Here is a 24,788-nt window from a genome sequence, read left to right as displayed (position 1 = left end):
TTAAATAAATGTTGTTATTTCATCAAAACTTTAATCTTGTGTACTGTATTATCAAGAATATAATAATGAGTCTGTAAATCTAAGATACCTTCACGAATCGGACGGTTGTTAAGAGAACTAAAGACAGTTTGCTCACTTATACGCATAGCCACCAAAGATTGTTTAAAGCCTCTTGCAATCTTAGATGCAACATCTATACTGCGAATAATATTTGGAGAAGTCATTGCGATAGAAGCGTAGCCAGCTCTTAATCCTTTCTCTAAGACAAAGGCCAATCGTTCTTGAGCCACACTATCAAGTTCTGTCATCAATTCTGTCATTTGATAGATTATCACTGTCGCTTCATGCTGATTCTTACGTTCCTTGGTTCGTATTTTAATACGTTTTTCTATATCTTCAAGGAGCTCTGAAACATTTTGGCCCCCATTCGCTAGGATTACGTTCTTTTGCTCATTCAAATTATGATAAGTAGGAGCGAGTATAATTACACGCTGCATCCCCCTTCGAATTTGATTTACAAAAGCAATCATTTGACTTTCTTGTTCTGTTAAATAAAGAAGATTTCCTTTATTTAGCTGCCAATTGACAGATTCCACTGTCTCCATATCCAGTCCTAATGGTACCAAGCCCTGCTTATAAGCTGCTTGGACACTAGCTCGGCTATAGAAGTCTTCTTCCGTCAGCTCCTCTGGCACCATCGGAATAGCACTTGGTCGCTGTCCGGTCCAAGCTTCTTGGAGAGAAGCGACTTCTTGACGCAGGTTGTTGAGGACTTGTGCATCATTAGCACCCGCTACTGGCAGAGCCAGTTGGATAACATCAACCTCGTCACGCTTCATAAGCGCTCGGCCCTTGATGTCTTCCATGGTTGCCGCAAGTGGAGTAGAGCCCACGATAGAGCGAACTTCTCCCACATCATTCTGCGGCAGACTCAGCTGATGCTTGAAGTTGGCGTAGAACTGGGCCCGAAGGTTGGACTGACGGCCCGCTGTCACCAAGAGGTGAACACCGATGCTGAGACCTTCACGGGAGATCCGCACTAAAAGTTTGAAGAGCTCTGCTTCATAGACTTCTTCCTTCATGGACTCATAGCTATCCAGCAGGATAACGATAGCCGGCTCTTCCTGACCGCTTGCCTGACGGTAGAGCTCCAATGTCCCAACACCGTAGTCCGACAAGAGCTTCTTACGCCGGTTGAGTTCTCGCTCCATGATGCGGACAAACTTGGCAATTTTCTCCGTCTGATCTAAAAGCAGGGTATCGGCCACCTGCGGCAATTGCCCCAGTGGTGCCAGACCATTGGTCCCGAAGTCCATCAGGTAGAGGATGACATCTTTGGGACTGAACTTGCGAGCCAAGTCCATGGCAGCACTCTGCAGGAAGGTTGTCTTCCCTGTACCAGGACTTCCGTAGAGCAGGATATGCCCATCCTTAGACAGGTTAACAGAGACCGGCTCTTGCTTCTGCGCCTGCGGAATATCCGCCATCCCCAGAAGGACGGAGACCGGCTTCTTTTGCTCCCAAGCTTCCTGCGGCTGGATCGGTTCCAGCTCCTGCAGAGTCATCCGCTCTTTGAGCGGCGGCAGCCAAGGCTGTGGTACCGGTGGGATCTGCTGGCTCTCTGTCAATAGTTGGATCTGGCTGACAATGGCCTCCAGCTCTGTCGGTACTTCCTTGATATCCTCGGCTAGGTCAAGACCCGATAGGTCTTGATTGAGCACTTCGTATTGACCTAGGTCGTTAATCAGATAGATGGTATGGTCTTCAATGCCCATCTCGTCCTTATCCGGCTGGTAGTCTGCTCCTGACCAGGCTGACTGGAAGAGTTCATAGACTTCATTATTACCGACCTGCAGGTAGGCCCGGCCAGTCTGGGTGATCTCCGCCGCATCTGGCGTCTTAAGCATTTCCATCGAGTCCGTCCGGTCTGCCACCTTGAGCGCCAGCTTAAAGCGGGAGTTGGACCAGATCTGGTCATCCACCACCCCAGATGGCTTCTGAGTAGCCAGGATCAAGTGGACCCCGAGGGAACGCCCGACCCGAGCGATGGATACCAGCTCCTTGATAAAGTCAGGCTGGTTGACCTTGAGCTCTGCGAACTCATCCGAGATGAGGAAGAGATGGGGCAGGGGTTCAGTTGCTTCCCCGTTTTTAAATTTCTTTTGATATTGGTTGATATGATTGACTTCAAACTCTCTGAAGAGCCGCTCCCGACGGTGAATCTCCGCATTGATGGAAGCCAACGCCCGCATGGATTGGGCCCCGTCCAAGTTGGTAATGGTTCCCAAGAGATGGGGCAGGTTCTTGAAGAGATTGGCCATTCCCCCACCCTTGTAGTCGATGAGGAGAAAAGCCACATCGTGCGGGTGGAAGTTGACAGCCAGACTCAGGATATAGGACTGGATGGTCTCCGACTTCCCAGATCCGGTTGTCCCAGCAATCAGCCCGTGCGGTCCGTGAGCCTTTTCATGCAGGTTGAGGTAGACCAGGTCTTCCTTGCCCCGCAGGCCGATAGGCACTGCCAAGCTCTTATACGGTGCATTCTGTTGCCACTTTTGCAAGACTTGCAGGTCTGAGAAGGTCTCAGCCCCATACATCTCCATAAAGGTGACCGTATCAGGGATTGAGCTCTTGAGATTCTGCAAGTGATTCAGCGGCGCCAAGGTCCGAGCGATTCGCTCCTTGTCATAGCCTTCTGGGAAATGATCCAGTCGGAAGTCAATCTCTCTGAGGATTCCCTCTTCCATGACCAGCTGGCCAGTGTTGCGGTCCTTGATATTGACAACCGTCTTGATGTTCTCAGACAGGGAGCTCATGACATCCTGTACGAAGATGAGTGAGCAGCCCAGGTCAGTCGGATCCTCTGTGAAGAATTCCATGATGATATGGTCGAGAATCAGCTTTTCATCTGTAACCAAGACCACATAGTGAGGGCTGTAGAGGGTTGTTTCCTGCCTAGTCGCTTCTTCCTTCTGAGTCTTGCGCAGTTTCAGGATTTGGTTCAGGCTGTTTAGGACCTGATCGTGCGTCCGTTGATTATAGACAAAGCCACGGACATTCAGCTCTTGTAGAGTCGCATGCGGTAGCCAGCGCAGCCAATCCCATTGGTCGCGCTCCTCCTCTGGCATGATGGTAATCACCTGCACGTCGTGGTAGGAGTGAAAGACCGCTAACTGCATAACCAAGAGCTGGAGCTGTTCCAGGACTAGATTGCGCGGACCGATATAGCCGACCGGCCCATGGCTGAGATTAGCCACGATAGGAAGATCGGGAATTTTCTTATGCCGAGTGTAGAGAGCATAGCCCTCCTCTTCCAGCGCATCTTTCTTTCCGCTCCGCTCCTCTTGACCGTAGGTCAGCTTATAGGAGGTCGGCACTTGGCCAAGCCCCAAGCGGTAGTAGAGAAAGTCAAAGTGGAGCGGTGTCTTCTCGTAGATGCGGTGACTGTAGTCTGTCACCAGACCCGTTAATTCGTTAATGTTTGGGAAATGATAGAGCATGCCATCACGCTGCTCACGTTCTAGCTTGTTCAGCTCAATAGCCTTGTCTTTCAGATAGAGGTGATAAAGATCTATGCGCTCCTTCTTGTCTTCCTTGAACTTCTTGCGGTTTTTGAAGAAACCTCGAACCGAAAAGATAGCACTGGCGATTGACATAGTAACTGTAACGAGGATATAAATGCCCCGCGGCTGAACTAGTGTAATCAACACCGTCACCCCAACCATGAGAAGTGGCGGCACAATCAGTCTCAAGAGCTCATCATTAGGCTTTTGAGGCTCCTTGCTTGGCGGAGCAATCTGAATCTTGTCCTCTGAACTCCGATAGATAATCCGCGGTGAGCGGTGATAGTCTGGATAGTCTGGATAAAAACCATGGCGAGAAGCCCCCCGCAAGGTCAGACTAGAGCTGACCGTAGCCGGACCTGTCACCCAGATTTCTTCTGGATAGACCTTGAGGCAGATGCCTTCCAAGCTCAGCTCGTCGCCGGCTTCCAGCTGGATTTGGTCTCCCGTCCACTCAACGTGATTGAGGTAGACTTGACCTCGCATCTTGGTCAAAATCCAAGAATCATTCGTTCGCTTCAAGAGCAACTCCAAAGGCGCTTCCAGACTGATAGCTGCTCCCTTCTGGTCGCTGATGAGTAACTCTTTTCTGTCCAATAGGTCATAAACAGCCGGTTCTGAATCAGATTGATACAAGGTCAGATTGCCCAAGGTCAGACCGTCAGTTACGACTCCCGTTTCTTCCCCCATTTGATAAAAGACTTGCCCTTCAGCTAACTGAAGCTGGATAGGAGTCTCCTGATGAGGCAGGTAAAGCTGAGCCTTCTCACTCGCTGCTAGGAGAACTTTCTTGTCCTCTGTCAGCTGCAGCTCATAGCGCAGATGGTCTGTATAGATGATGATTGTCTTGCTCATACTTACTCCTTCGCGCTACTGCTAGACGACGCTTCACTGCTGGAGGAAGATCTTGCTCCTGAAGAACCTTCCTCGCCAGAAGCACTTGAGCTAGAATCACCAGTCAAAAGCTCCTTACGGCTATCCCAGTACTTCTTATACTCGCCTTCCAAGGACTCAAGCTTAGTCTCCCGATCCTTACCAGACAAACTATCGTCCTCACGTACCTTTTTCATCTCCTGCGTCAAGGCATAGATGATCAGATCTGAGTCATTAATTCGTTTGGCTGTGTCCAAAGCATCTTCAAAATCATTACGTCCAACTTGAATCCAGTAATTGAGATACAAATCATCTGATTTTAGTGTGACATTGTTCAGGATGACCTTACGTTGATCATCAGAAAATTCCAAGCCCTGGATATAAGAGTAGGCCAGTTCATATTTCTGTGTATTCGGCAGATTCTTAGGAGAGATTCCTTCCAGCTCATCGATGACTTTACTGTAGTCCACTTTGATGAAGGCAGTATCCGCCTGTAACAGCTTTTCCTTGAAAGGATTTTGTATGAAAATTAAATAAATCAAAGGAATGGTCAAAATCACAACAGCTGCTGTCAACCAGATGGTTGCCAGTTTGAAAATCTTATGCTGACGCTTAGAGACCAATGTCTGCTTCTCCGCTTCTTCTACAGCCTTTTCCTGATAGGATTTCTCCAAAACTGCAACCGCATCTTCTAGGCTGTCAGCCTCACGCAGCTCCACTAGGAAATCTGGCAGAGTTTCTAGCTCTAACGAGCCCTTGTAAAGCTCCATAAAGTCCAGATCTGCAAAGAGCGTCACCGCAAAGCACTTGGCCTGACGCAAAAAGTCCTCCCGAGAAATAGCCTGAGGTGTCATAATACCCGGAACTCCGCGGTAGGCAATCTTAGCCTGTGCATCTTTGGTAATAAAGAGATTGCTAGGATGCAGCAAAAAAGTAACCGGCAATTCCAGTGCCGCTTCTAGGGCAAACACATTGAGAGCCAGACGAATCCGCTCAGAAATCGTGCGCTTTTCAATCTCTTCCTTGGACAGCCCCAAAGGCTCAATCTGATAGGTGAAATAGACACTATCATGGTCAGCCTTAGTCTCCTGCTCCAAGAAAAGTGGATGATGCAGGTCCAAAAGCAAGAGCTCCCGCAAATCCTGCGTTGCCACATCCGAACGCTTCAGTGTTAGGCTCCAATTCTTATCATTTTTTTCATAGATAAACTCTTGTTCAGCAAATACAAATTTTTCCTCAGTCACCTTAAATCTCCTCAATCTCTACTAAATCTCCTGTTGTGACTGGATAATCAGCCAAAACCTTGCCCTCATCCAGTATCAGCCCCTTGTTAATAATCCGCAGCTGATACTTATGACGCTTTCCTTCGATATTGAAAATTTGATCAATCTCCCGAATGAAACGACGGACCTCAATCCGCTTAGGAATACGAATATCCACGTCCTTATCCCGCAAACGGAGGGTGATATTGATATGTCCTTCCATGTTATACTTCTCCCTTACTGATACGATAGCTGACAAAGACAGTCATACTGACCAAGAGTACGGCTGCTACAAAGTAGACTACTCCTGGCAGAAAATCATCCCAGCTGCTTTCATCATCACTTTTCAAACTCGTCTGCAACTTGGACAATTTTTCCGTTCCCGGCTGAAAAAGCTCCTTGGAATGGTAAATATCCGTTGGCCCCTGTATAGCAGAAAACAGTTGTCCCGCTTCTGTGGCCAACTGTTTATTTTGATACTGCTTCATTTCCTGAATTTTTTCCTGATTCTCAGCAACGAAAAGAGACTTGGTGCCTTCCGATTGTGCACCAAAGTTCAGTTCTTGCTCTTTTTCAATCCGCGAATTATCTATCTGCAGACGATTATCCTTAAGTTCATCTGCGACGACAGCCGTCACCGCAAACGAACTTAGGAGTAGGAATAAAAACAGAATTCTTTTCATACTCTTTTAAACTTCCTCAGTTTTTAATGTTCTAGTCTTGATAAAGATATTAGCTGCAACCAGCAGAGCCAGTAGGACAATCAGACCAAAGATGGCAAAGAAACCAGCGGTCTTGCCGTCAAAGTAACCTGACAGCATGCCTTCTAGCACTGACAAGGCATTCAAGCTCTTGATAAAGGCTGGGAAGCCAGTCAAACTAGCTGTCGTACCAATAGCATTAGACAGGTAGACAAAGCTAATAATCATGAAGAATGCTAAGCCCATACCCATCACGCGCAGATGCTTAAGGAACAAATACTGCCCCTGAATCAAGACAAAGCTAGCAACCACAATCAACAAGACCCAAGATGGAACATATTCCTTGCCGATGTGAAGCTGCATGCTGGAGACAATCCCAATAACCAGACCAATCGTCAGAGACAGGAAGCCTAGAATGCCCACAGTCGTAATATCTGTATCTTGTAGCTTATTAAGCTTAAAGCGGTCTTTAACCTTGCGCACAATATTTTGCGTTACAAAGAGATAAGCCGTAAAGAGACTGACAATCTCCAACAAGAGAATCCAAGTAAACGGGCGGTAAACATTGACAGTCGCTTTGACAGATGAAGAAGACTGAGCAACTGGATTAGATAGGAAGTCCAACAATACTTCATTAGGAACACCGTTCTCATAGGCATTGTTAAGAACCTTGACAAAGGACTCCACAAAGTTGCCATTATCTTCCAATTCCTTATTGAATTGTCCCATCAAGCTTTCTGCATTCGCAGACAGTTTCTCTGTCGTTCCTTGTGCATTTTCCAGCTCACGATTGAAACTGCTGAAGATCTGGTTGACACTATCAGCTGCTTGCACATTGGTCTGTGAAGAAGACTTAACGCCAGAAGTCGAAGACAGCAAGGATGAGAATTCTGAATTCAGAGATGACAGATCAGCGTCTGTCTTTTGAAATGCTTTTGATGAGGTTTCTCGAGAAGTCGAGATACCTTTCAATTTCTTTTGCACATCGTCATAAAGTTTGAGTTGTTTATCAATCTCTGTTGCAAGTTCAGAATTAGTTCCTTTGATATCTTCAATCTTACTTTTCAGACTGGTAATCGTATTATTCAACTTCCCTTTGACACTATTCTCTGGCTTACCATCTTTACTATCAGACAAACTATTTTCATAAGCACCCAGATTAGATTCAACCGCCTGTACTAAAAGCTTCGATAAAGATTCAGACATATCTTTATTTTTTAACTCAACAAAAGAATTATAAGCCTGAATTAAAGACTCAGCTCGTTGGTAATTAGACGCAATCTCTTGAACCTTTGCTCCATAGTCTGCAGCTGCTTTCTGCGCAGCCTGTACATTCACGGGCACGCTCGTAGCTGTAATGCCATTCAGAGAAATGTCAATGGAACTATCAACTGAGCTAGCTGCCGCAGCATTATCCACACTGAATTGAACAGTAAACTTAGCATTTTCAGCTAAAGTAATTTCCTGACCATTTGTTACAGGTTCACTATTGTAAGTAATAGTTTGAACCGTTACACCTGCTGGCGGTTGAACTGATACTGTAGCCTTGCTACCAGTCTGAGCATTGACCTGACCGCTAGCAGAACTAGCCGCTTGATCTGCAATCGCTGCAAGATTTGCTAAATCAGCAGCTCCATTTCCTTGCGGCGTTCCAAATTGCGAAATAGTTGAATAGTCAATTGAAGGGACTGACAATCCGTATTTGACCTCTGTTATTGGAGAAGCTGGCAAAGTTTTTACTGTTTCAGCTATTTGGGTTTTTAAGGATGCTTCATAGCTTGTTAAAGAATCTCCAAAAACTGCGCTAAGAGTAATAGGCTTACCTTCTTCAACACCATAGTAGGCTCTTAATTTACTATCAACAAAGCCCTGAATCTGCTGTTTATGAACATCTAATTGCCCACGCTCTGCCTTCAAGGCGGCTTCCAACTGCTCTAATTGCTTGCTAACATTATCCGACTGATTTTGATTTGGCTGATTACTGTCATCGTCTGAACCATCATCTGATTGTTTTTTTGCTTCTCCAAGATGCGCAGTCAAATTTTGTTGTGATAAATTCAAACTTTCATAAAGCTTTCCTGTTTCTTCTTCTAAAAGTTGGCGATCCATCTCAATTAGCTGGGTCATGAATTCTTCATAACTTGTTTGATCGCTAATACGCTGTTTGAGAAGACTATCAAAATTCTTGCCATAAGTGGCTTGAGAGTTATCCAAGTCATCAAAAGCCTTAGCATAAGTTTCCAGAGTCGTCTTCAGAGAATTATTGGCTTCGACAGATGAGGCAGACATACTAACCAACGTTGGGAAGATATTCTTAGACCCAATAGCAGACTCCAACAAGTTGGTTCGATAATTGCCAATATTGGTAATTTGCACCTCTGAACTAGCCTGCACATTTTGCTGGGCTGTATAAAGATTGCTCAGGATGCTAGCCATATACATATCAACCAACTGGCTATTCAAATCCGCGATAATATCCTTAGCTAGATTATTAGCTTCATTTTCAATCTGCTGATTTCCAGCAGCATTGACCTTATAAGTGACGATTGTCCGATCTGCACTGATAGCATTAACATCTAGCACCTTCTCTGAAAAGTCACTTGGAATCGTTACGACCAGTTGATATTTGCCATTTTCGAGACCAGTATCCGCAGCTCCACGCGTCACAATATACCAGTTTTGAGAGTCATCTCGTTCCAGATTCTTGACATAGCTAGCACCAAGATTGTACTCTTTCTTGTCAACCTTGACAGCCCGATCCTCATTGACGACCGCGACATTCAGTTTAGTCTTTTGATCTGTTTTGATTTTGCTATCTCTAGCGCTGCTTGTATTCTTCTGCACTGCGACATTCAGCGTCACTACTGCAGCCAACAAGGCGATGACTAAAGCAACGTTTCCTATATACTTAAGTATTTTTTTATTTCCCATGGATGTAAATTTCTTTTTCTTTTTAAATTTTTTAGTTTACTGTTACATAAAAAAGCACACAGAAAGACACAAACAGCTCTAACAGTCTAATTCAGATGTTGATTCAGATTGTCAGAGCTTGCCTTTACATTGCAGTGATTTTCTTATCAAATATGAAAGAAACTGCCTTTTTTTCATTTTTAATCTTTACAAAAATAGGAAGGCTCTTGCCTTCCTAAAGCCGTTATAACAAAATTAGTGAATTTGTGCAGCGATATCTTGGTCAGTTTGCTCAACGATGTCAGCAACTTTAACCAATTGAGCATTAATATCTTGAAGCAAGGTTGCAAATTCTCTGATTTTTGGAGTCAATTCATTGAATTGTGCTTCAAAGCTATCAAATGCAGAACCATCCCAGTTATCTGAGATAATACCTTGTTCACGAGTCAATTCATTAAGAACTTGAGTTACATTTTCAGAACCTTGAGTGTATCTTTGCGCAGATGTGCGTAGATCTTCTGGAGTTAATTTAATTTGTGCCATAGTTGTTTCTCCTTTAGCAAATTTATATAACGGGTACATTATATCAATAATCACTTTATGTTTCAAGCTTTTAAAGATATTTTTTTAGAAAATATATTGACACATTGTCAACAAAATTCATCCAAACGTCTGATACTATAGCGTTTCTGACTGTTAGGTTCAAATCTTTAAAACCCTAATTTCTCAAAAATAAGCTGATAGTTTTCTTGGATTTGGTCTAGGCTAACAATAATCTCCTCACGATTATGATTGTTCTTAACAGTCACCTGACCGCTCTCCAATTCGCTTTCACCCAAGGTGATAAGAGTTTTGGCTCTAAAGATATCCGCTGATTTGAACTGAGCCTTGAGCTTGCGGTCGAGATAATCCCTCTCTGCCGCAAACCCTTGTGCGCGGAGAGCCTGCACTAACTCCAAAGCTCTGCCATTGGCACCTGCTCCTAAAACAGCTACATAAACATCTAGAGCGGTTTCAATCGGCAGCTCTACTCCTTGCTTGTCAAGCACGAGAAGTAGGCGTTCTAAGCCCATACCAAAGCCAACACCTGGCGTCTCTGGACCACCAAAGTAAGCAACCAGCCCATCATAACGGCCGCCAGCACAAATGGTCAGTTGACTGCCAGCCACCTCTGTCGTAAACTCGAAAATTGTGTGATTATAGTAGTCCAAACCACGGACCATGTTGGTATTGATGACATAAGGAATCTGCAAGGTCTCCAGCATGGAGCGAACAGCCGCAAAGTAGGTACTGCTCTCCTCATCGAGATAATCCAGAATGGACGGTGCACCTTCTACTGCCGCCTTATCCTCTGACTCCTTAGAATCCAGCACGCGCAGCGGATTCTCCTCCAAGCGACGTTGGCTATCTGCTGAAAGGCTAGGCTTCAGTGGGGTAAGATAATCAATCAAGGCCTGACGGTAAGCAGCTCTGCTCTCAGGATTCCCCAGCGAGTTAAGCTCCAAGCTGACATTAGTAATACCAATATCCTTGAAAAATTGAGCCGCCATGGCAATCATTTCTACATCTGTAGCAGGATTACTAGAGCCAAAACACTCTGCACCAATCTGGTGAAACTCCCGCAGACGGCCAGCCTGAGGCCGCTCATAGCGGAACATAGATCCCATATAATAGACTTTAACAGGCTTTTGAACTTCCGGAGCAAAAAGCTTATTCTCCACATAAGAACGCACCACTGGCGCTGTCCCCTCTGGACGCAGCGTGATATGACGGTCGCCCTTGTCATAGAAGTCATACATTTCCTTAGTCACGATGTCTGTCGTATCCCCGACCGAGCGGCTGATGACCTCATAGTGCTCAAAAATCGGCGTGCGGATTTCGCCGTAATTGTATTTTTTAAATGTCTTGCGGGCAAAGTCTTCTAAATACTGCCACTTGGCTGATTCCTGAGGAAGAATGTCCTGAGTTCCTTTAGGTTTTTGTAATTTCATCTTCTGACCTCCGCCTTCTTTAGTACTTATATTCTATCATAAGTCCGCCATTTTGAGGAGCCCGAAAGGGATTTTTCGTTTGGAAGAACTAAATCCGTTTTCATGTTCCAAAATAGCTTGAAAAAAAGTCTGAATTGTGAGAAAATAAAAACAATTCAACTCAGATAGAAGGGGATAGCCATGAGAGACGATATCAAAATCAATGACCGAGCAGCTGCAATTCAGGATAAATTGGTGGAAAAGCTCGAGCGTATTTACGATCCGGATGTAGAGCTGGATGTCTATAACTTAGGGTTGATTTATGAAATTAACTTAGACGAAAATGGCCACTGCAAGGTTGTTATGACCTTTACCGATACAGCCTGTGACTGTGCTGAGAGCCTGCCCATCGCCATTATGGACTCTCTTAAGAAAATCGATGAGATTGAAAGTGCCTCTGTCGAGGTTACTTGGTCTCCTGCTTGGAAAATCACTCGTATCAGTCGCTTCGGCCGCATTGCTTTGGGAATCAGTCCTAGATAAGAAGATAATTAACTTATCAGTATTTAAAATAAAAATATCAAACCCGCTAGAAAAACTAGCGGGTTCTTTTGTCATATATAGGCTATTTCTTACCTGTTTCTTCTGGTTTCCAGAAGTCAGTAACAGCACCTTTAGCGGCAGAGGATACCATGTGAGCATATTTACCAAGTACCCCGCGACTATAAAGCGGTGGAATAGTCGTTTCTGCCTTACGTTTCGCCAGCTCTTCATCAGAGACCGCCATGGAAATTTCCTTGGTGTCTTGGTCAACCGTGACCATATCGCCTGTACGAAGATAGGCAATCGGGCCACCATCCTGGGCTTCTGGAGCAATGTGTCCGACAACCAAGCCGTAAGTACCGCCTGAGAAGCGACCATCGGTCAGAAGGGCTACCTTATCTCCTTGGCCTTTCCCTACGATGATAGACGAAAGTGACAGCATTTCTGGCATACCAGGGCCACCCTTTGGTCCAACGTAGCGAACTACAACCACATCGCCATCGACCACTTCATCGGCCAGTACCGCATCAATAGCTGCTTCTTCTGAGTCAAAGACCTTAGCCGGTCCAACGTGACGGCGCACTTTAACACCAGAAACCTTGGCAACAGCACCATCTGGAGCCAGATTACCATGCAAGATAATGAGCGGTCCGTCCGCACGTTTTGGATTTTCAAGCGGCATAATGACCTTTTGACCTGGTGTCAGATCAGCAAATTCTGCCAGATTTTCCGCTACCGTCTTACCTGTACAAGTGATGCGATCACCATGCAGGAAGCCGTTCGCCAAGAGATATTTCATCACAGCTGGCACTCCACCAACCTCATAAAGGTCTTGGAAGACATACTGACCTGACGGTTTCAAGTCAGCCAAATGCGGTACCTTCTCTTGAATGACATTAAAGTCATCAAGCGTCAGCTCAACATTGGCCGCGTGCGCCATGGCCAGCAAGTGCAGGGTAGCATTAGTAGAACCACCCAGAGCCATGGTCACCGTGATTGCATCTTCAAAGGCTTCACGTGTCAAGATGTCAGACGGCTTCAGCCCCATTTTCAGCATTTTCACAACAGCACGACCAGCTGCTTCGATATCCTCTTGCTTGTCCTTAGACTCAGCAGGGTGAGAAGAAGATCCTGGCAGACTCATGCCCAGAACTTCAATAGCTGTCGCCATAGTATTGGCTGTATACATACCGCCACAGCCACCAGGGCCAGGGCAGGCATTACACTCAATGCGTCGTACTTCCTCAGCCGTCAAGTCACCATGGTTCCATTTCCCGATTCCTTCAAAGACAGAAACCAAGTCAATGTCCTTACCGTCCAGCTTCCCTGGCGCAATCGTTCCGCCGTAGGCAAAGACAGCAGGAATATCCATATTGGCAATGGCAATCATGGAGCCTGGCATATTTTTATCACAGCCCCCGATAGCTACGAAAGCATCCACATTATGCCCGCCCATGGCAGCCTCGATGGAGTCTGCGATGATATCGCGTGAGGTCAGAGAGAAGCGCATACCCGGCGTTCCCATGGCAATTCCGTCCGCAACCGTAATAGTCCCGTACTGAACAGGCCAAGCGCCCTCTGCTTTGATACCTTCCTTGGCTAGCTTTCCCAAGTCATGCAAATGGATGTTACAGGGTGTATTTTCCGCCCAAGTGGAAATCACCCCAACAATAGGCGTCTCAAAATCTTTATCAGTCATCCCCGTCGCGCGAAGCATGGCACGGTTAGGAGATTTAACCATACTGTCATAAATCTTACTTCTGTGACGAATATCCTTATCTGTCATATCTTTCCCTTTCATTGCTGTAATCTTTGTGCTTTATTATACCACACTTAGGCTGTATTTTACAGAGGAAAATTTTTAAATTTTCAGAAGATTCAAAAATGAATTTTCCTTAAAAATCCTAAGCAATTAAAACATATCAGCTTAATTACTGAAATAAACCAATTCTTCTCAAAAATAGTCAAGCTCTAAAAAGCACTAAAAGTACGAACTAATTTACCTCCGCGAATATCCAACACAATCACCTCAGAATTCCCGCCTATACCACTACCAGAACGCTCTCTCAAATCATAGCCTACTAGGTAATAACCATCCCAAAAATGACTATAGTCTAACTTTTTAAGCTTCTGGAAAAAAACTCCGGGGTACTTGTCTCTAGCTTTCTCATCATCATACAAATCATCAACTAATAGCTCATAGTTCACTCGAAGCTGCAGAGTATGTTTTTGCAGATAAGACTCGACATCAACATTATAATAACCATTGAGAGGCAGGCCTTTCTGCCTGTTCTTTTGGAAATCTTGAACTAGCTCTGCTTGCCCAGCATCCAGCATTTCTGAGGTTATTTGATTGTCATCCTGACGAAGCACTTCCATTGTTTCACCTGAAACTTCTTTTAAAGTAAGATCCTCATCTTCTAGCTTTTTGAAGACCGACTTCATTTTCTTAAACTGCTTCTGAACATAAGGCTGCTGCCACATGGCTTCCAACTGAATGCTATCATCTAAGCCTGTCTCAGTTTCCTCAGGTACGGGACTTAATCTTGAAGCTTCGTATTGCTTGGTTGTCGAATCATAATCCACGCTATCTGAGAAGGTCAAAAGTCTCCCATCAATCTTTTCTTCATAGCTAAAGTCCATGGTCTCCCCATAGCCGGCAGGCCTATCGTAGTTTTTTACCGTCACTTTCCCCTTGTATCCCATGCTTTTGAAATCCGCAGTCAAATGATTTTCTACATCTTTCATAATTTGATAATCACGAAAACTTTTCACTCCCCAAAAGATTAAAACAATACACATGATTCCCAGCCAGAATAGACTAAGTAATTTTAATGCTGCTTTCATAGTCTGCCTCCTTTGTTCTTATTATAGCATACGGAAAAACCGGTTTCTTTTAAAAACCTAAGCAGAAAAGATTTTAAAAAAACTGTCAAGTAACTTTACTTTACAAAAAAGTTTTGTTATACTGTTAAAGTTGATGAAAATCATCAAATTGAATCGAATTCACAATCTAAAAGGAGAAACAAACAATGGCAGTACCTGCACGTCGCACTTCCAAAGCGAAGAAAAACAAACGCCGCACTCACTACAAAGTGACAGCTCCAACTGTAACTTTTGACGAAACTACTGGTGATTACTCACGCTCTCACCGTGTATCTCTTAAAGGATACTACAAGGGCCGTAAGATTGCCAAAGCTGCAACTGCAGAATAATAGAAGGGAGCTACCATGCGCGTAAATATTACACTTGAACACAAAGAATCTGGTGAACGCTTGTACCTTACTTCTAAAAACAAACGCAACACACCAGACCGTCTTCAATTGAAGAAATACTCACCAAAACTTCGCAAGCACGTTGTGTTTACAGAGGTGAAATAGAGATTCACTACACGTCACTAGACGTTAGAAACCTTGATTTAAAGCGATTCTTGAAATTCTAAATTTCACTACATTGCAATAAAAATCAACCGAGTCACTACCTTTTTCACTACCTTTATTTGAAATAAGAATATTGATTCGGACAATCAAAAGTAAGCGGAGCTTCGTCATGTGGCTCCTCTTTTTTATACTTCCATTCCTAAAAATTTTTGGAATCCAAAACGCAGGACCTTGGGATCCTGCGTTTTTTTTATTTTGATGTATTCTCTTTAGCATGGTCAACAATTGCTCTTAAAATTTCACTGGCTTCCATTGCGCTAGTTAAAAACTGATGATTATCTTTAAAGGTAATTTCGTATAATTCTCCATTGTTTTTAGCTTTGAATTCAGCAATATTATTTAATTTAATTATTAAAGAGTCTGCTGCAAAAGCATCTTTGTTCAAAGAATCTTCTCTAGCCCTGAGAGCTTTTAGAGTTATTTCATATAATGTCATATTTAAGTAGTCTTTCTATATTTCTTTACTAGGGTGAAACCTGTAACCAATTAAATTATAACATAAGTCATTGTGTACAGGCAATATATAGTAATATATTTGTAACTATAATCAAAAATTAGATTATATTCCGGCTTACTATCTGATTTTATTCCATATTTTATTTTTGTTTTTATAAGCATTAGACAAAGACTTTATATAGTCCTGACCAGCTTGAATAATTTCATGCTGAAATTGTTGCTCTACTCTAAAAATTTCGTCTCCGATATAATCATTACTATAAGAAGAGTAAACCGCGTCATGAACTAATCCATTGTCAATTAAAAAGTCTAATTTTGATACATCTTTTTTTAAAATAGAGTAAACCCTCTGACCAATAGATTCTTCAACTGGTAATTTATGCTCTTTCACAACTTCCAAGAAAAGATTGACAATATCATCACTCCCGAATTGATTTTTAAATGTAATGCTTTTGTTTATAATTCTATCTTTGCCTTGAACTTTTGTTCTGATGCCTTTACTAGAATCAAGAAAATCTATAAATTTCTCTCTAAAATTCTGTTCAATTTCTTTTAGCAGCTCTTGCTCAGACACAAACCGAGAAATTGGGACAGCTTCTCTGTATAATTCCTCTTTATCAATATCTATATGAGAAGCAGGATACTCATTCAAGATTTCAGTATAAGCTGTTGTTTCAGCAAAATCAATATCATCCATTAATGTCTCATCAAAAATTAATTGCTGCTCTTCAGTTAAATTCTTAGCAAGTAATTCCATTAGTTCAGGAATATATCCTTTAATCTCATTATCATCTCCCCAATAAAGAATTCTTTTATTTTTTTTGCTATCTTCATCTGATAAATCATAGCCATTTAACGTTTCAGAAATTCTTTGAGTAGCGGTATCCGTGAGTAAATACGGATTCTTATTTGTCCTTTTACCTTTTACAATCCATGATATAATACTTGAATGTTCAGGATAAATCTCAAAAAAACTTAGCTGTGCATCTTTAATAAGACCGCCAATTCTTTTTGAAGCCTTTTCACAAAAAAAGTTTTGTAAATTTTCATTCATTCTCTATCACCTCATTTGGGTATTTACGTAATTATATTATATCATATTACGCTATTTTTGCATAACATAATGGGATATACTCTAATCATGCGAGAATACTCGTAAATAAATTTTATAAAGTCCAGCATAGTGCGCACTAATTGGATGGATTGAAACAATTATGAAAACTCAGACAATGTGTAAGGATTAGCATATATCTGTCTATCCGTTTATTTTGTGTACCCTTTTGGTATTCAGTACGGCTCATAGCTGTTTCTTTCCGTCTAAAAATCGGACTTAGAAAGTGACTCTATGCCAAAAATAAATTTTTATGATCGCCTCACTCCAGAAGATGAAAAAGAAATTAAAAACTGGGATAAATTTCTACGCAACGAAAACAAAGCATTTGCTAATGCTAATCGAAGAGATAGATATCATAATCTGCAAAGTTTAGATGAAAATTTGTCCATTGATGGACGGATAACAGATAAATACGAAATAACTAAAGCAGACTCGCTTAACGGCGAAGAAGTCTATCTGATAAATGAATTAATGGATATTACCATCAATTTTATTGAAGAACTAGAATCAGAAGAAGACAAAATTATTATGATTTGTAAACTTACTTATCCACCAATGTCATCAACTGAATTAGCCAAGATTACAGGTTTTAGCGATAAGACAGTAACAGCTCATTTCAAAAAGCATCAAAAAACGTTGCAAGAACTTTTAAAAGACTACGCTTAATCCTTAAAACTGATAATTCGACAGATTATCAGTTTTTTATGAAAATTATTTCGAATCCAGCTCTCTCACTCTCCTAAAAGATAGGTTAGGGAAATGGAATTATTAAAATTTTAAATTTTTCTAAAACAGTCTCCGAATTTACATCTTCTAATCTCCTTTAAGATAAGAAAGAAAATATTTATCAAGTCCAGCTCGCGACTCTAAACCGAGCGTGTCGTCTATATTATAAAATAAAATAGAATACATGAGGTATCTAAAAACCATGAAAATTAAACCACAATACCGCAAGAGCGGATATTCAAACCAAACAGCTCAACATTACATTGATCTTCAATCACCTGTGTACTTGCTGAGTGATGAACTTGAATCACAACAAAAATTTGAAGACGGTAAACCAACAGATGAAATTATCGCTTATAAAACTTGGTTCGGGCAAAAAGGTCTCTCGCCATTCCAAGTAAAATTTACTGAAAAACCTGACCTCCCTGAATATCTATCACTTGTCTCTTTTGAAAATTTGATGGCTTGCGAAGTGAATTATAATGTTTATTTCAAAGCTGACGGACTGAAAGAGGTGAGATGATGACTCAATCTCTCACCAAAAGAGAGTTGGAGCAATATCTGCTACAGAGTCTAAACATGGGTTTAGGCTCTGTGTTGCAGGGTGAGACCTCTTATACAAATTCTTTTGACATTGTGGTTCGTGAGGATGGATTTATCTTTATTCCTCGCCTTCCTGCTGGCTTTATTATTGATGATAACCTTTATCAAAAGATTTTCTTAATTGCGAATGCTTCTCTCTATCCGCAGTACACTTTATTGAAGCAAAATTCTGCTTATTTTGTTGCATTGAAAACAGATGATATTCATGTTCAGCGCGGTTTATTTTTCCCATGGAAAAAAGGAATTTCCGAACGGCTCATTATTTCAGACCTTGGACAGTTTACAGCATCACTAAAAGACAATGATATTCCTGTTATGAAAAATCTAATGATTAACTATGATAAAGTCACTTCAATTGCTATTGCTGGAAACTCAGGAAGTGGTAAAAGCTATACTCTTACTTATCTATTAAGTGTACTAAAAAACATCTCTGACTTAATTATCATTGACCCTAAATTTGACACTCCATCACGTTGGGCAAAACAACATCAAATCGCTATCATCCACCCTCAAAAAAACCGTTCTAAATCTGATTTTGTATCAGAAATTAACGAAAGTTTGAGCCAATGCCTTACAATTATACATAAACGTCAAGTTCTTCTATTTGAAAATCCACGTCATGAATTTAAACATCTGACTATTGTTATTGATGAGGTGCTTGCCTTATCCGAAGGAGTCAATAAAAATATCAAGGATTCTTTCTTTTCTCTGTTATCACAAATTGCTTTATTAGGACGAGCAACAAAGGTTCATTTGCTCCTTGTCAGTCAACGTTTCGATTATCAAACCATTCCGATTTCCGTACGAGAGCAGCTAAATGTCTTAATTCAGATTGGTAATATCAATAAGAAGACAACACAATTTCTCTTCCCTGACCTTGACCCTGAGGGCATTGTCATTCCTGTCGGAAAAGGGACAGGACTAATTCAAATTATAGACAATGAACATCCTTATCAAGTATTACCGTTACTATCCCCTACTTACTACACAAATAAAGGTATCTTATAACTCATGGAAAAAACATTCTATCAAAAAACATTTAATCTCTGTATCTCTTTGTTTATTATAGGCTTTCTTTGCGGTATTTGTTCAATTTTATTAGGTATCAGTCTAGTTAATTTACAAAGCACCCCCTATTTAACTTTCTTTTATCGTTTTGTAAACACGGTTTATATCACTAGCGTGGTTATTTCTATTATAACTATCATTGTTTTTCTGGTACTGGTCGGTCATGAAATTCACATGAGAATAAAACAAGATAACCTTAAAAATTTGTGGAAATCTATCAAGCAAACCCTTATCATTCGTATGTTCTTAAAACAAAGTGAACACTCTGAAACCGTGAGAACATTAGAAGAAGCTAAAGTAAGACGTTATAATCCCATCAATAGGCAATTCAACAAATCAGCAAGACAAGCAATTGTAGATATTAGAACAGATAAAATCATTCTGATGATTCGGATTCCTAGCACTCAACAAGCAACCAAAATTTTGAAAGATATGGAAACACTGATTAGCGAAGAAATTTCAAACCGCAATCCTGACTATTATTTTTCTCATCCTGAGCGTAAAGAAAAATGGCTTTACTTTAGAGGTGCTACAAGAAAATAAATGAAACGGCGCTGTGGCTCACGAAGTGAAAGCCAGACAGCGCCGTTTTTTATCCCTGACAACTTTAGGATTAAGTGGGGTTACTACGACCCCCACTTAATCCAATAATCAATAATCACAAATATTAAAAAATTTTCATAAATATCCGATTTAAGCCTTCTCAATCACCTTAAAGATAGAAATATAAAAATTTTTAGCGAGGTAAGCGCCTTTGGCAAAAGAACAACGTTCAAACAAATGGGCTTTCCTTTTTTACAAGGAGAGCGCACCAGATAATTATTTTGAAGTCCTTGAAGACATTCATGTCCCTTTTATCTTGTCTCCGTGGCACGATAAAGATGTTAATAAAAAAACCGGCGAATTTAAAAAGGCACATAAGCACGGGGCATTGTACTTTGATTCACTTAAAAGTTATTATCAAGTTTCAGAACTTATTAAAGATAGGTTAAACGGCCCTGCACATGTGGAACCCGTTATGTCCCCCAAAGGCATGTATGATTATTTCACTCATGCAGAAAATCCAGAAAAAACTTTATACAAAGTTGAAGATATTGAAAGCGGCTGTGGATTTGAGCTTGATAAATTTTTAGTTCAACAAAATTCAGATGATTTTACAACTGAAGTCATTGATACCATTGAAGAAAATGATTTTACTGAATTTGAAGAACTTGTATGGTATGCACGAGATAATAACACGGCTTTGTTAGGGTTAATCATTGAACGTACTTACTTTTTCGCTCGTTATCTGGATTCACGCAGACACAATCCGAAACGATTAGAAAAAATAACAGAAAGACTTGACGAGGGAATTGATGGACACAATTAAACTAAACCACATTGAAGAATTGTTGAATACACTTCTTGCTGTCATTCAGCAAGAATTACAAAACAATAATTCTTATGGAATTGTCACGCAAAAAGAACTTCTAAAAACTTTACAAATTTCTCCAAACACGCTGAGGTCTTGGGAAAACAAAGGTTTGAAACGGCTTGAACCACCAATCGAAGGAACACGAACTGTCTACTACAAGATGGACGATGTCATTGAATTTTTAACTATTTAACTTCAAAATATGCTAGAATAGAATTATCAAGTAAAGAATGTGAGGGTTCTATTTTAGCCTTTTGATTGTCCAAATTTAAGAGGCTATATGAGTAAAGAAATCATTCAACACAACAATAAGAAGATAACCAAAATTAGCAAAAAAAGCGGTGACACTAGTTATTCAATCAAAGGTGTCTATATTGGAACTGATGTAAAAACAGGGAAACGAATCACCAAAACAATTACTGCTAAAACATTAAAAAGTTTAGATAGAAAAATTGTTGAGGCTAAGATTCAATTTGAAAAAGCAGGCTCGACTATAAAAGAAACTATCCAAATTGATAACTTTGAAAGTTTAGCTGAGGTATGGTTTAGCAATTTCAAGACGTGGGTATCATCTCACAATACTATCAATCGAGTCAGAGGTTACCTTGATACCTATATCATTCCTCACTTTGGGGACTACAAACCTGACCAGATTGAGCCTTCTGATGTTCAACTTTGGGTAAACAAGTTAGCGAGAAGAGCCAAGAAATCTGTTGATTCTGGGGTGAAACGTGCTCCAAAAGGAAGTGCAAAAGATTTTGGGGCTATGGCTCACAAAGTCAGTGATATTTTTGATTTTGGAATTACAAATTGCGGTTTGACTACCAATCCAGCCAAAACAATCAAAATCCCACCCAAGCCCAAAGCGAACAAAGAACGTATCATGGTACTTCATGATGAGGATCTCAAACTCTGGCTGTCCTATCTTGAAACCTTACAAAATACCAGGGCAAATAGACGCTTTAAAGTGATTTGTAACACGCTGTTAGCTTCCGCATTGCGTATCAATGAACTATTAGCTTTAGAGATATCTGACCTTGACTTTGATACCAATGAAATCATTGTTAATAAAACTCTGATGTGGAAAAGAGCTAATAAAAAATTAGGTCTCAAAGGTGAAATGGTCTGTAAAAAAGCCCCTAAGACGGATTCAGGAAATCGTAGGGTTGCCGTTCCACTTTCAATCATGGAAAATCTCAAAGAATTTCATGAAGAAATGACTGCCTATTTTGAAAAACATGTTTTACCAAAACCTACACTCATTTTTCCAACTATCTACGGTAACTATATGTGCGATAGAAACGAACGTGCAACTCTTAAAAAGCGTCTGTCTGCTCTAGAATTACCTGACTATGGTTTCCACCTCTTCCGCCACACTCACGCGTCTTTAATGTTAAATGCAGGGATGAACTGGAAAGAACTGCAACATAGAATGGGGCACAAATCTATCACAACAACTATGGATACTTACGCTGAATTAGCACCTAAAAAGAAACTTGAGGCAGTGGATATTTTCCTAAATAAAATGGAAGAACTAGCAGATTGATTTCATCACTACCTTTATCACTACCTTTTTACTTCAAAAGCCTATAACCCTTGATATTACAAGGTTTATAGCGTAATTATTTAACCCTTACAGAAGTTAAGTAATTTATATAACAAAAATCCTTTGAAATCAAAGTTTCAAAGGATTTTTTCTTTTTGTTTTAGGAAAATAACTGAATTTTAACTGATGAAGATTTATTCACACTAGAATTTGATATAATAATCGTAAGAAAATTTTTGAAGGTAGATAATATGAAGAAGACAAATAGCATTAATTTCTCTGAAAAAATTCCTGAAATTTCTAAACAAATTGAAGAAATTAAAATCACTTGTTTTTATATGCTGAGCACTGACTTATACAAAATAGAAAACAATAAATTAACGGAAATAATAACTAAGAAATTTAAAAATCATCCTGCTACAATTATGGAATTAATAGGTACGGAAGATAACCAACTTTTTTCAAAAAAACACGAACCATGGAAAATCCCCAAAGAGTTACAACATTTAAAAAGCAAGGTAGACGAGAAAACAAATTACTATTTAGATTTATATTTTACAAAACTAGAAAACGCAAAACAAAATTGTCTATATAGTTCTAAATCTAATCCATTTGTTAAATTTGTTTTTGCACCTCTGATAGAATTAAGTTTAGAAGATGAATTACATTTTTTCTTTGTTACGCTCACTATTTTTCAAAACGGATCAATAATAATAGAATTATTTGAGGACTTAAGGTCTTCATTCTATGCTGTAAACTTTTTCAGTTCCTATACAACAATGAAAGCCAAAATGTTTCCTGATTTTAAAAAGAAAAATAAATCTTACTCTCTAAACTCTTCACAACAGTTAGATGATATTTTGAATTATATAAAAAAAGAATTGTCTTCAATAAATGGGGGAATACAGTTAAGTGAACGTTTCTTTTTTTTACATTTTATTACCAATATGAGTGTGATGAATAAAATGGGGTTTTTTAAAAAAGACAAATTATATACTTGGATGATTAATGCCCCATATAGCATACAATCTCTATCTTCTAAAGAGAAATCAAAATACTATTTAACAAACTATTTTGATTTAGATTCTATCAACTACATAAACAAAGGAGCAAATTATATCATTTGGAATGATGACAATTCTAATGATTTTGAATCTAATTTTTTACAACAAGCCGGTCTCTTTTTAGCTTCTGCTACTCCGTTCTTTCAATTAGTGTGTTTAGATGAGACTATTATGGATGGACTCGAAAAATTTAAACTTTCAAATGATAAACAACTGATTAAATTTAATGAGTGGATTCACAACTATAAAAGATCTTCTCTGTTTATCTATCGAGTCAATCATCGAACAGTTTTTGATTTATTCACTCATTTGCAACAAAATTCTTATTTTAAGCACGATGAATATATAGAGAAAATTAAACAAGAAGAATTTGCCTTATTAAAAGATCGAAACCAGTTTAATGATTTACAAAAAAATAAAATGATGGAAATCATATTGTTCCTTGTCGGTTCTGTCTCTGTTCTTGAAGTTGTAGATATTTTTACTGATGATATTAAAATTTTATCAATTAGTGCTATGATTACTATCCTTTTGTCTACTGGAATACTAATTTATAGAAATCACAAATGAAGTTTAAAGCCTTTGAAATATTGATTTCAAAGGCTTTTTTCTTTTGGCTTCAAGCCCTAGCTGAACAACAAACTTAATAGCAAGTCTCGAAAAGAACTATGTCTCCTCTTTCTGTCTGAGTTCAAAGAGGTCTTCTACTTTTAGATTGAAGACTTGAGCAATTTTGAGAGCCATTTCCAGCGAAGGATTGTAGCGGTTATTTTCCAAGTGCAGAATTGTCTCGCGCCGCATGCCGATGTGGTCAGCTAGCTCCTGCTGGGTCATACCCATAGACTCACGAACAGATTTGAGATTAGTGATAATCTTGCTTTCTTTGGCCATGGTTATCCTCTCCGTTCTAAGACAAGGTAGACAACTGCAAAGATGCAAATCAAGGCAGCTATGCTAATAAAGATCTGGCCCATGTAAAGAGTGAAAGAACCCATGTATCCGATGATAACTGCTAGGATCATCAGTGCGCCTAGTATAAAGACAAACATCAAGCTAGCTGCTTTAGCTAGATTCGCATAGAAGCGTTCGTCTGGAGTTTCCTTGACATTTTTCAAAGAGAAAAAACCAAATACAATCACTTCAATAACGAGGCCAACTCCCAAAATCCATTCCTTAATGCTGGATCCTTCGCTTGGGGTCGCAACCCAAATCCCTACTGTATAAAAAATAGTTGCTGCAAACAAAAGCATCGTGTACAGCTTAGCAGACAAGTCAAAAATAGTCTTTCCCTTACCTTTCTGACTCTTATGAGGCCATGGTTTCATGTGTAGCCAGCCCCAAATAGCTACAATCTGACCTAACACTGAAATACCAACAATAATCAACTTGGGCCCCCAACTAAGATTAGAACCAAATAAAACAGTAAAATCAATAAAGAGAGCTGCGGCAATCATCGCAATGAGGCCACCCGTTTTTTGACTTTTTTTCATGATAGACTTCTTTCGTTTTGTTAGAAATATTTAACACTCCTTATG

At 40.3% G+C, this 24,788-nt stretch carries 24 protein-coding genes; 11 read left to right on the top strand and 13 right to left on the bottom strand.

Annotated features, from left to right (window positions below; all coding sequences use genetic code 11):
• Nucleotides 1-14: 14 nt before the first annotated feature.
• From essC to hisS, 7 genes are all read right to left on the bottom strand, one after another.
• Nucleotides 15-4,418 (bottom strand): type VII secretion protein EssC, encoded by a 4,404-nt coding sequence (gene essC, locus O3621_RS10790; protein WP_314448035.1) that lies wholly within the window; start codon nt 4,416-4,418, stop codon nt 15-17.
• A gap of 2 nt (nt 4,419-4,420) precedes the next feature.
• Nucleotides 4,421-5,680 (bottom strand): type VII secretion protein EssB, encoded by a 1,260-nt coding sequence (gene essB, locus O3621_RS10785; RefSeq protein ID WP_314448036.1) that lies wholly within the window; start codon nt 5,678-5,680, stop codon nt 4,421-4,423.
• A 1-nt stretch (nt 5,681) separates the two neighbouring features.
• Complete coding sequence (locus tag O3621_RS10780; RefSeq protein WP_002894139.1) at nt 5,682-5,921, bottom strand: EsaB/YukD family protein; 240 nt, start codon at nt 5,919-5,921, stop codon at nt 5,682-5,684.
• 1 nt (nt 5,922) lies between these two features.
• Nucleotides 5,923-6,381, bottom strand: coding sequence for a type VII secretion protein EssA (essA, locus tag O3621_RS10775; protein ID WP_223310485.1), 459 nt, complete (start codon nt 6,379-6,381; stop codon nt 5,923-5,925).
• Between the two features lie 6 nt (nt 6,382-6,387).
• Complete coding sequence (gene esaA, locus O3621_RS10770) at nt 6,388-9,330, bottom strand: type VII secretion protein EsaA (protein ID WP_314448038.1); 2,943 nt, start codon at nt 9,328-9,330, stop codon at nt 6,388-6,390.
• A gap of 234 nt (nt 9,331-9,564) precedes the next feature.
• Nucleotides 9,565-9,852 carry a WXG100 family type VII secretion target gene (locus O3621_RS10765; RefSeq protein ID WP_032909143.1) on the bottom strand — a complete coding sequence of 96 codons (288 nt, stop codon included), beginning with the start codon at nt 9,850-9,852 and terminating at the stop codon, nt 9,565-9,567.
• Nucleotides 9,853-10,019: 167 nt separating this feature from the next.
• Entirely contained in the window at nt 10,020-11,300 is a 1,281-nt protein-coding gene (gene hisS, locus O3621_RS10760) for a histidine--tRNA ligase (RefSeq protein WP_314448041.1), read from the bottom strand.
• Between the two features lie 180 nt (nt 11,301-11,480).
• Here hisS and O3621_RS10755 point away from each other — a divergent pair, with 180 nt between their 5' ends.
• The gene (locus O3621_RS10755) at nt 11,481-11,822 is read left to right on the top strand and encodes a metal-sulfur cluster assembly factor (protein ID WP_002899327.1); all 342 of its coding nucleotides are present in this window, start codon (nt 11,481-11,483) and stop codon (nt 11,820-11,822) included.
• An 82-nt stretch (nt 11,823-11,904) separates the two neighbouring features.
• Here O3621_RS10755 and ilvD read toward each other — a convergent pair whose 3' ends face one another.
• Both ilvD and O3621_RS10745 read right to left on the bottom strand, forming a co-directional pair.
• The gene (ilvD, locus tag O3621_RS10750) at nt 11,905-13,608 is read right to left on the bottom strand and encodes a dihydroxy-acid dehydratase (RefSeq protein WP_032909867.1); all 1,704 of its coding nucleotides are present in this window, start codon (nt 13,606-13,608) and stop codon (nt 11,905-11,907) included.
• Between the two features lie 185 nt (nt 13,609-13,793).
• Entirely contained in the window at nt 13,794-14,669 is an 876-nt protein-coding gene (locus O3621_RS10745) for a hypothetical protein (protein ID WP_314448043.1), read from the bottom strand.
• A gap of 185 nt (nt 14,670-14,854) precedes the next feature.
• Between O3621_RS10745 and rpmF the strand changes: the two genes are divergently transcribed.
• Nucleotides 14,855-15,037 (top strand): 50S ribosomal protein L32, encoded by a 183-nt coding sequence (rpmF, locus tag O3621_RS10740; RefSeq protein ID WP_223338093.1) that lies wholly within the window; start codon nt 14,855-14,857, stop codon nt 15,035-15,037.
• Between the two features lie 15 nt (nt 15,038-15,052).
• Nucleotides 15,053-15,202 carry a 50S ribosomal protein L33 gene (gene rpmG / locus O3621_RS10735; protein WP_001265622.1) on the top strand — a complete coding sequence of 50 codons (150 nt, stop codon included), beginning with the start codon at nt 15,053-15,055 and terminating at the stop codon, nt 15,200-15,202.
• A gap of 250 nt (nt 15,203-15,452) precedes the next feature.
• On the opposite strand, the gene O3621_RS10730 is transcribed toward rpmG, so the two are convergent.
• Nucleotides 15,453-15,698, bottom strand: a complete 246-nt coding sequence (locus O3621_RS10730) for a hypothetical protein (RefSeq protein WP_061603062.1) — start codon at nt 15,696-15,698, stop codon at nt 15,453-15,455.
• Nucleotides 15,699-15,836: 138 nt separating this feature from the next.
• Nucleotides 15,837-16,772, bottom strand: coding sequence for a hypothetical protein (locus tag O3621_RS10725; RefSeq protein WP_061603061.1), 936 nt, complete (start codon nt 16,770-16,772; stop codon nt 15,837-15,839).
• A 291-nt stretch (nt 16,773-17,063) separates the two neighbouring features.
• On the opposite strand from O3621_RS10725, the gene O3621_RS10720 reads away from it, so the two are divergent.
• The 8 genes from O3621_RS10720 to O3621_RS10685 all read left to right on the top strand — a co-directional run bounded on the left by O3621_RS10720 (nt 17,064) and on the right by O3621_RS10685 (nt 23,823).
• On the top strand, nt 17,064-17,498 hold the full coding sequence (locus tag O3621_RS10720; protein WP_061603060.1) for a hypothetical protein: 435 nt from the start codon (nt 17,064-17,066) through the stop codon (nt 17,496-17,498).
• Between the two features lie 268 nt (nt 17,499-17,766).
• On the top strand, nt 17,767-18,081 hold the full coding sequence (locus tag O3621_RS10715; RefSeq protein ID WP_061603067.1) for a hypothetical protein: 315 nt from the start codon (nt 17,767-17,769) through the stop codon (nt 18,079-18,081).
• On the top strand, nt 18,081-19,169 hold the full coding sequence (locus tag O3621_RS10710) for a cell division protein FtsK (protein ID WP_061603066.1): 1,089 nt from the start codon (nt 18,081-18,083) through the stop codon (nt 19,167-19,169). Before O3621_RS10715 ends, O3621_RS10710 begins: the two co-directional genes overlap by 1 nt.
• A gap of 3 nt (nt 19,170-19,172) precedes the next feature.
• Nucleotides 19,173-19,772, top strand: coding sequence for a hypothetical protein (locus tag O3621_RS10705; RefSeq protein WP_061603059.1), 600 nt, complete (start codon nt 19,173-19,175; stop codon nt 19,770-19,772).
• A 211-nt stretch (nt 19,773-19,983) separates the two neighbouring features.
• Nucleotides 19,984-20,598, top strand: a complete 615-nt coding sequence (locus tag O3621_RS10700) for a replication protein (RefSeq protein ID WP_061603058.1) — start codon at nt 19,984-19,986, stop codon at nt 20,596-20,598.
• Complete coding sequence (locus O3621_RS10695) at nt 20,585-20,836, top strand: MerR family transcriptional regulator (RefSeq protein WP_061603057.1); 252 nt, start codon at nt 20,585-20,587, stop codon at nt 20,834-20,836. Before O3621_RS10700 ends, O3621_RS10695 begins: the two co-directional genes overlap by 14 nt.
• A gap of 87 nt (nt 20,837-20,923) precedes the next feature.
• A complete protein-coding gene (locus tag O3621_RS10690) occupies nt 20,924-22,189 on the top strand; it encodes a site-specific integrase (RefSeq protein ID WP_061603056.1) in 1,266 nt (421 codons plus the stop codon).
• Nucleotides 22,190-22,440: 251 nt separating this feature from the next.
• Entirely contained in the window at nt 22,441-23,823 is a 1,383-nt protein-coding gene (locus O3621_RS10685) for a hypothetical protein (protein ID WP_314448044.1), read from the top strand.
• Between the two features lie 96 nt (nt 23,824-23,919).
• On the opposite strand, the gene O3621_RS10680 is transcribed toward O3621_RS10685, so the two are convergent.
• Nucleotides 23,920-24,144, bottom strand: coding sequence for a helix-turn-helix transcriptional regulator (locus O3621_RS10680; RefSeq protein WP_268682460.1), 225 nt, complete (start codon nt 24,142-24,144; stop codon nt 23,920-23,922).
• A 2-nt stretch (nt 24,145-24,146) separates the two neighbouring features.
• A complete protein-coding gene (locus O3621_RS10675; RefSeq protein ID WP_268682461.1) occupies nt 24,147-24,743 on the bottom strand; it encodes a DUF3796 domain-containing protein in 597 nt (198 codons plus the stop codon).
• Nucleotides 24,744-24,788: the final 45 nt, after the last annotated feature.

It is taken from the genome of Streptococcus sp. 20925_1_22 (assembly GCF_041431685.1).
Lineage (GTDB): Bacteria > Bacillota > Bacilli > Lactobacillales > Streptococcaceae > Streptococcus.
This window is presented reverse-complemented; position numbering and strand designations above follow the sequence as displayed.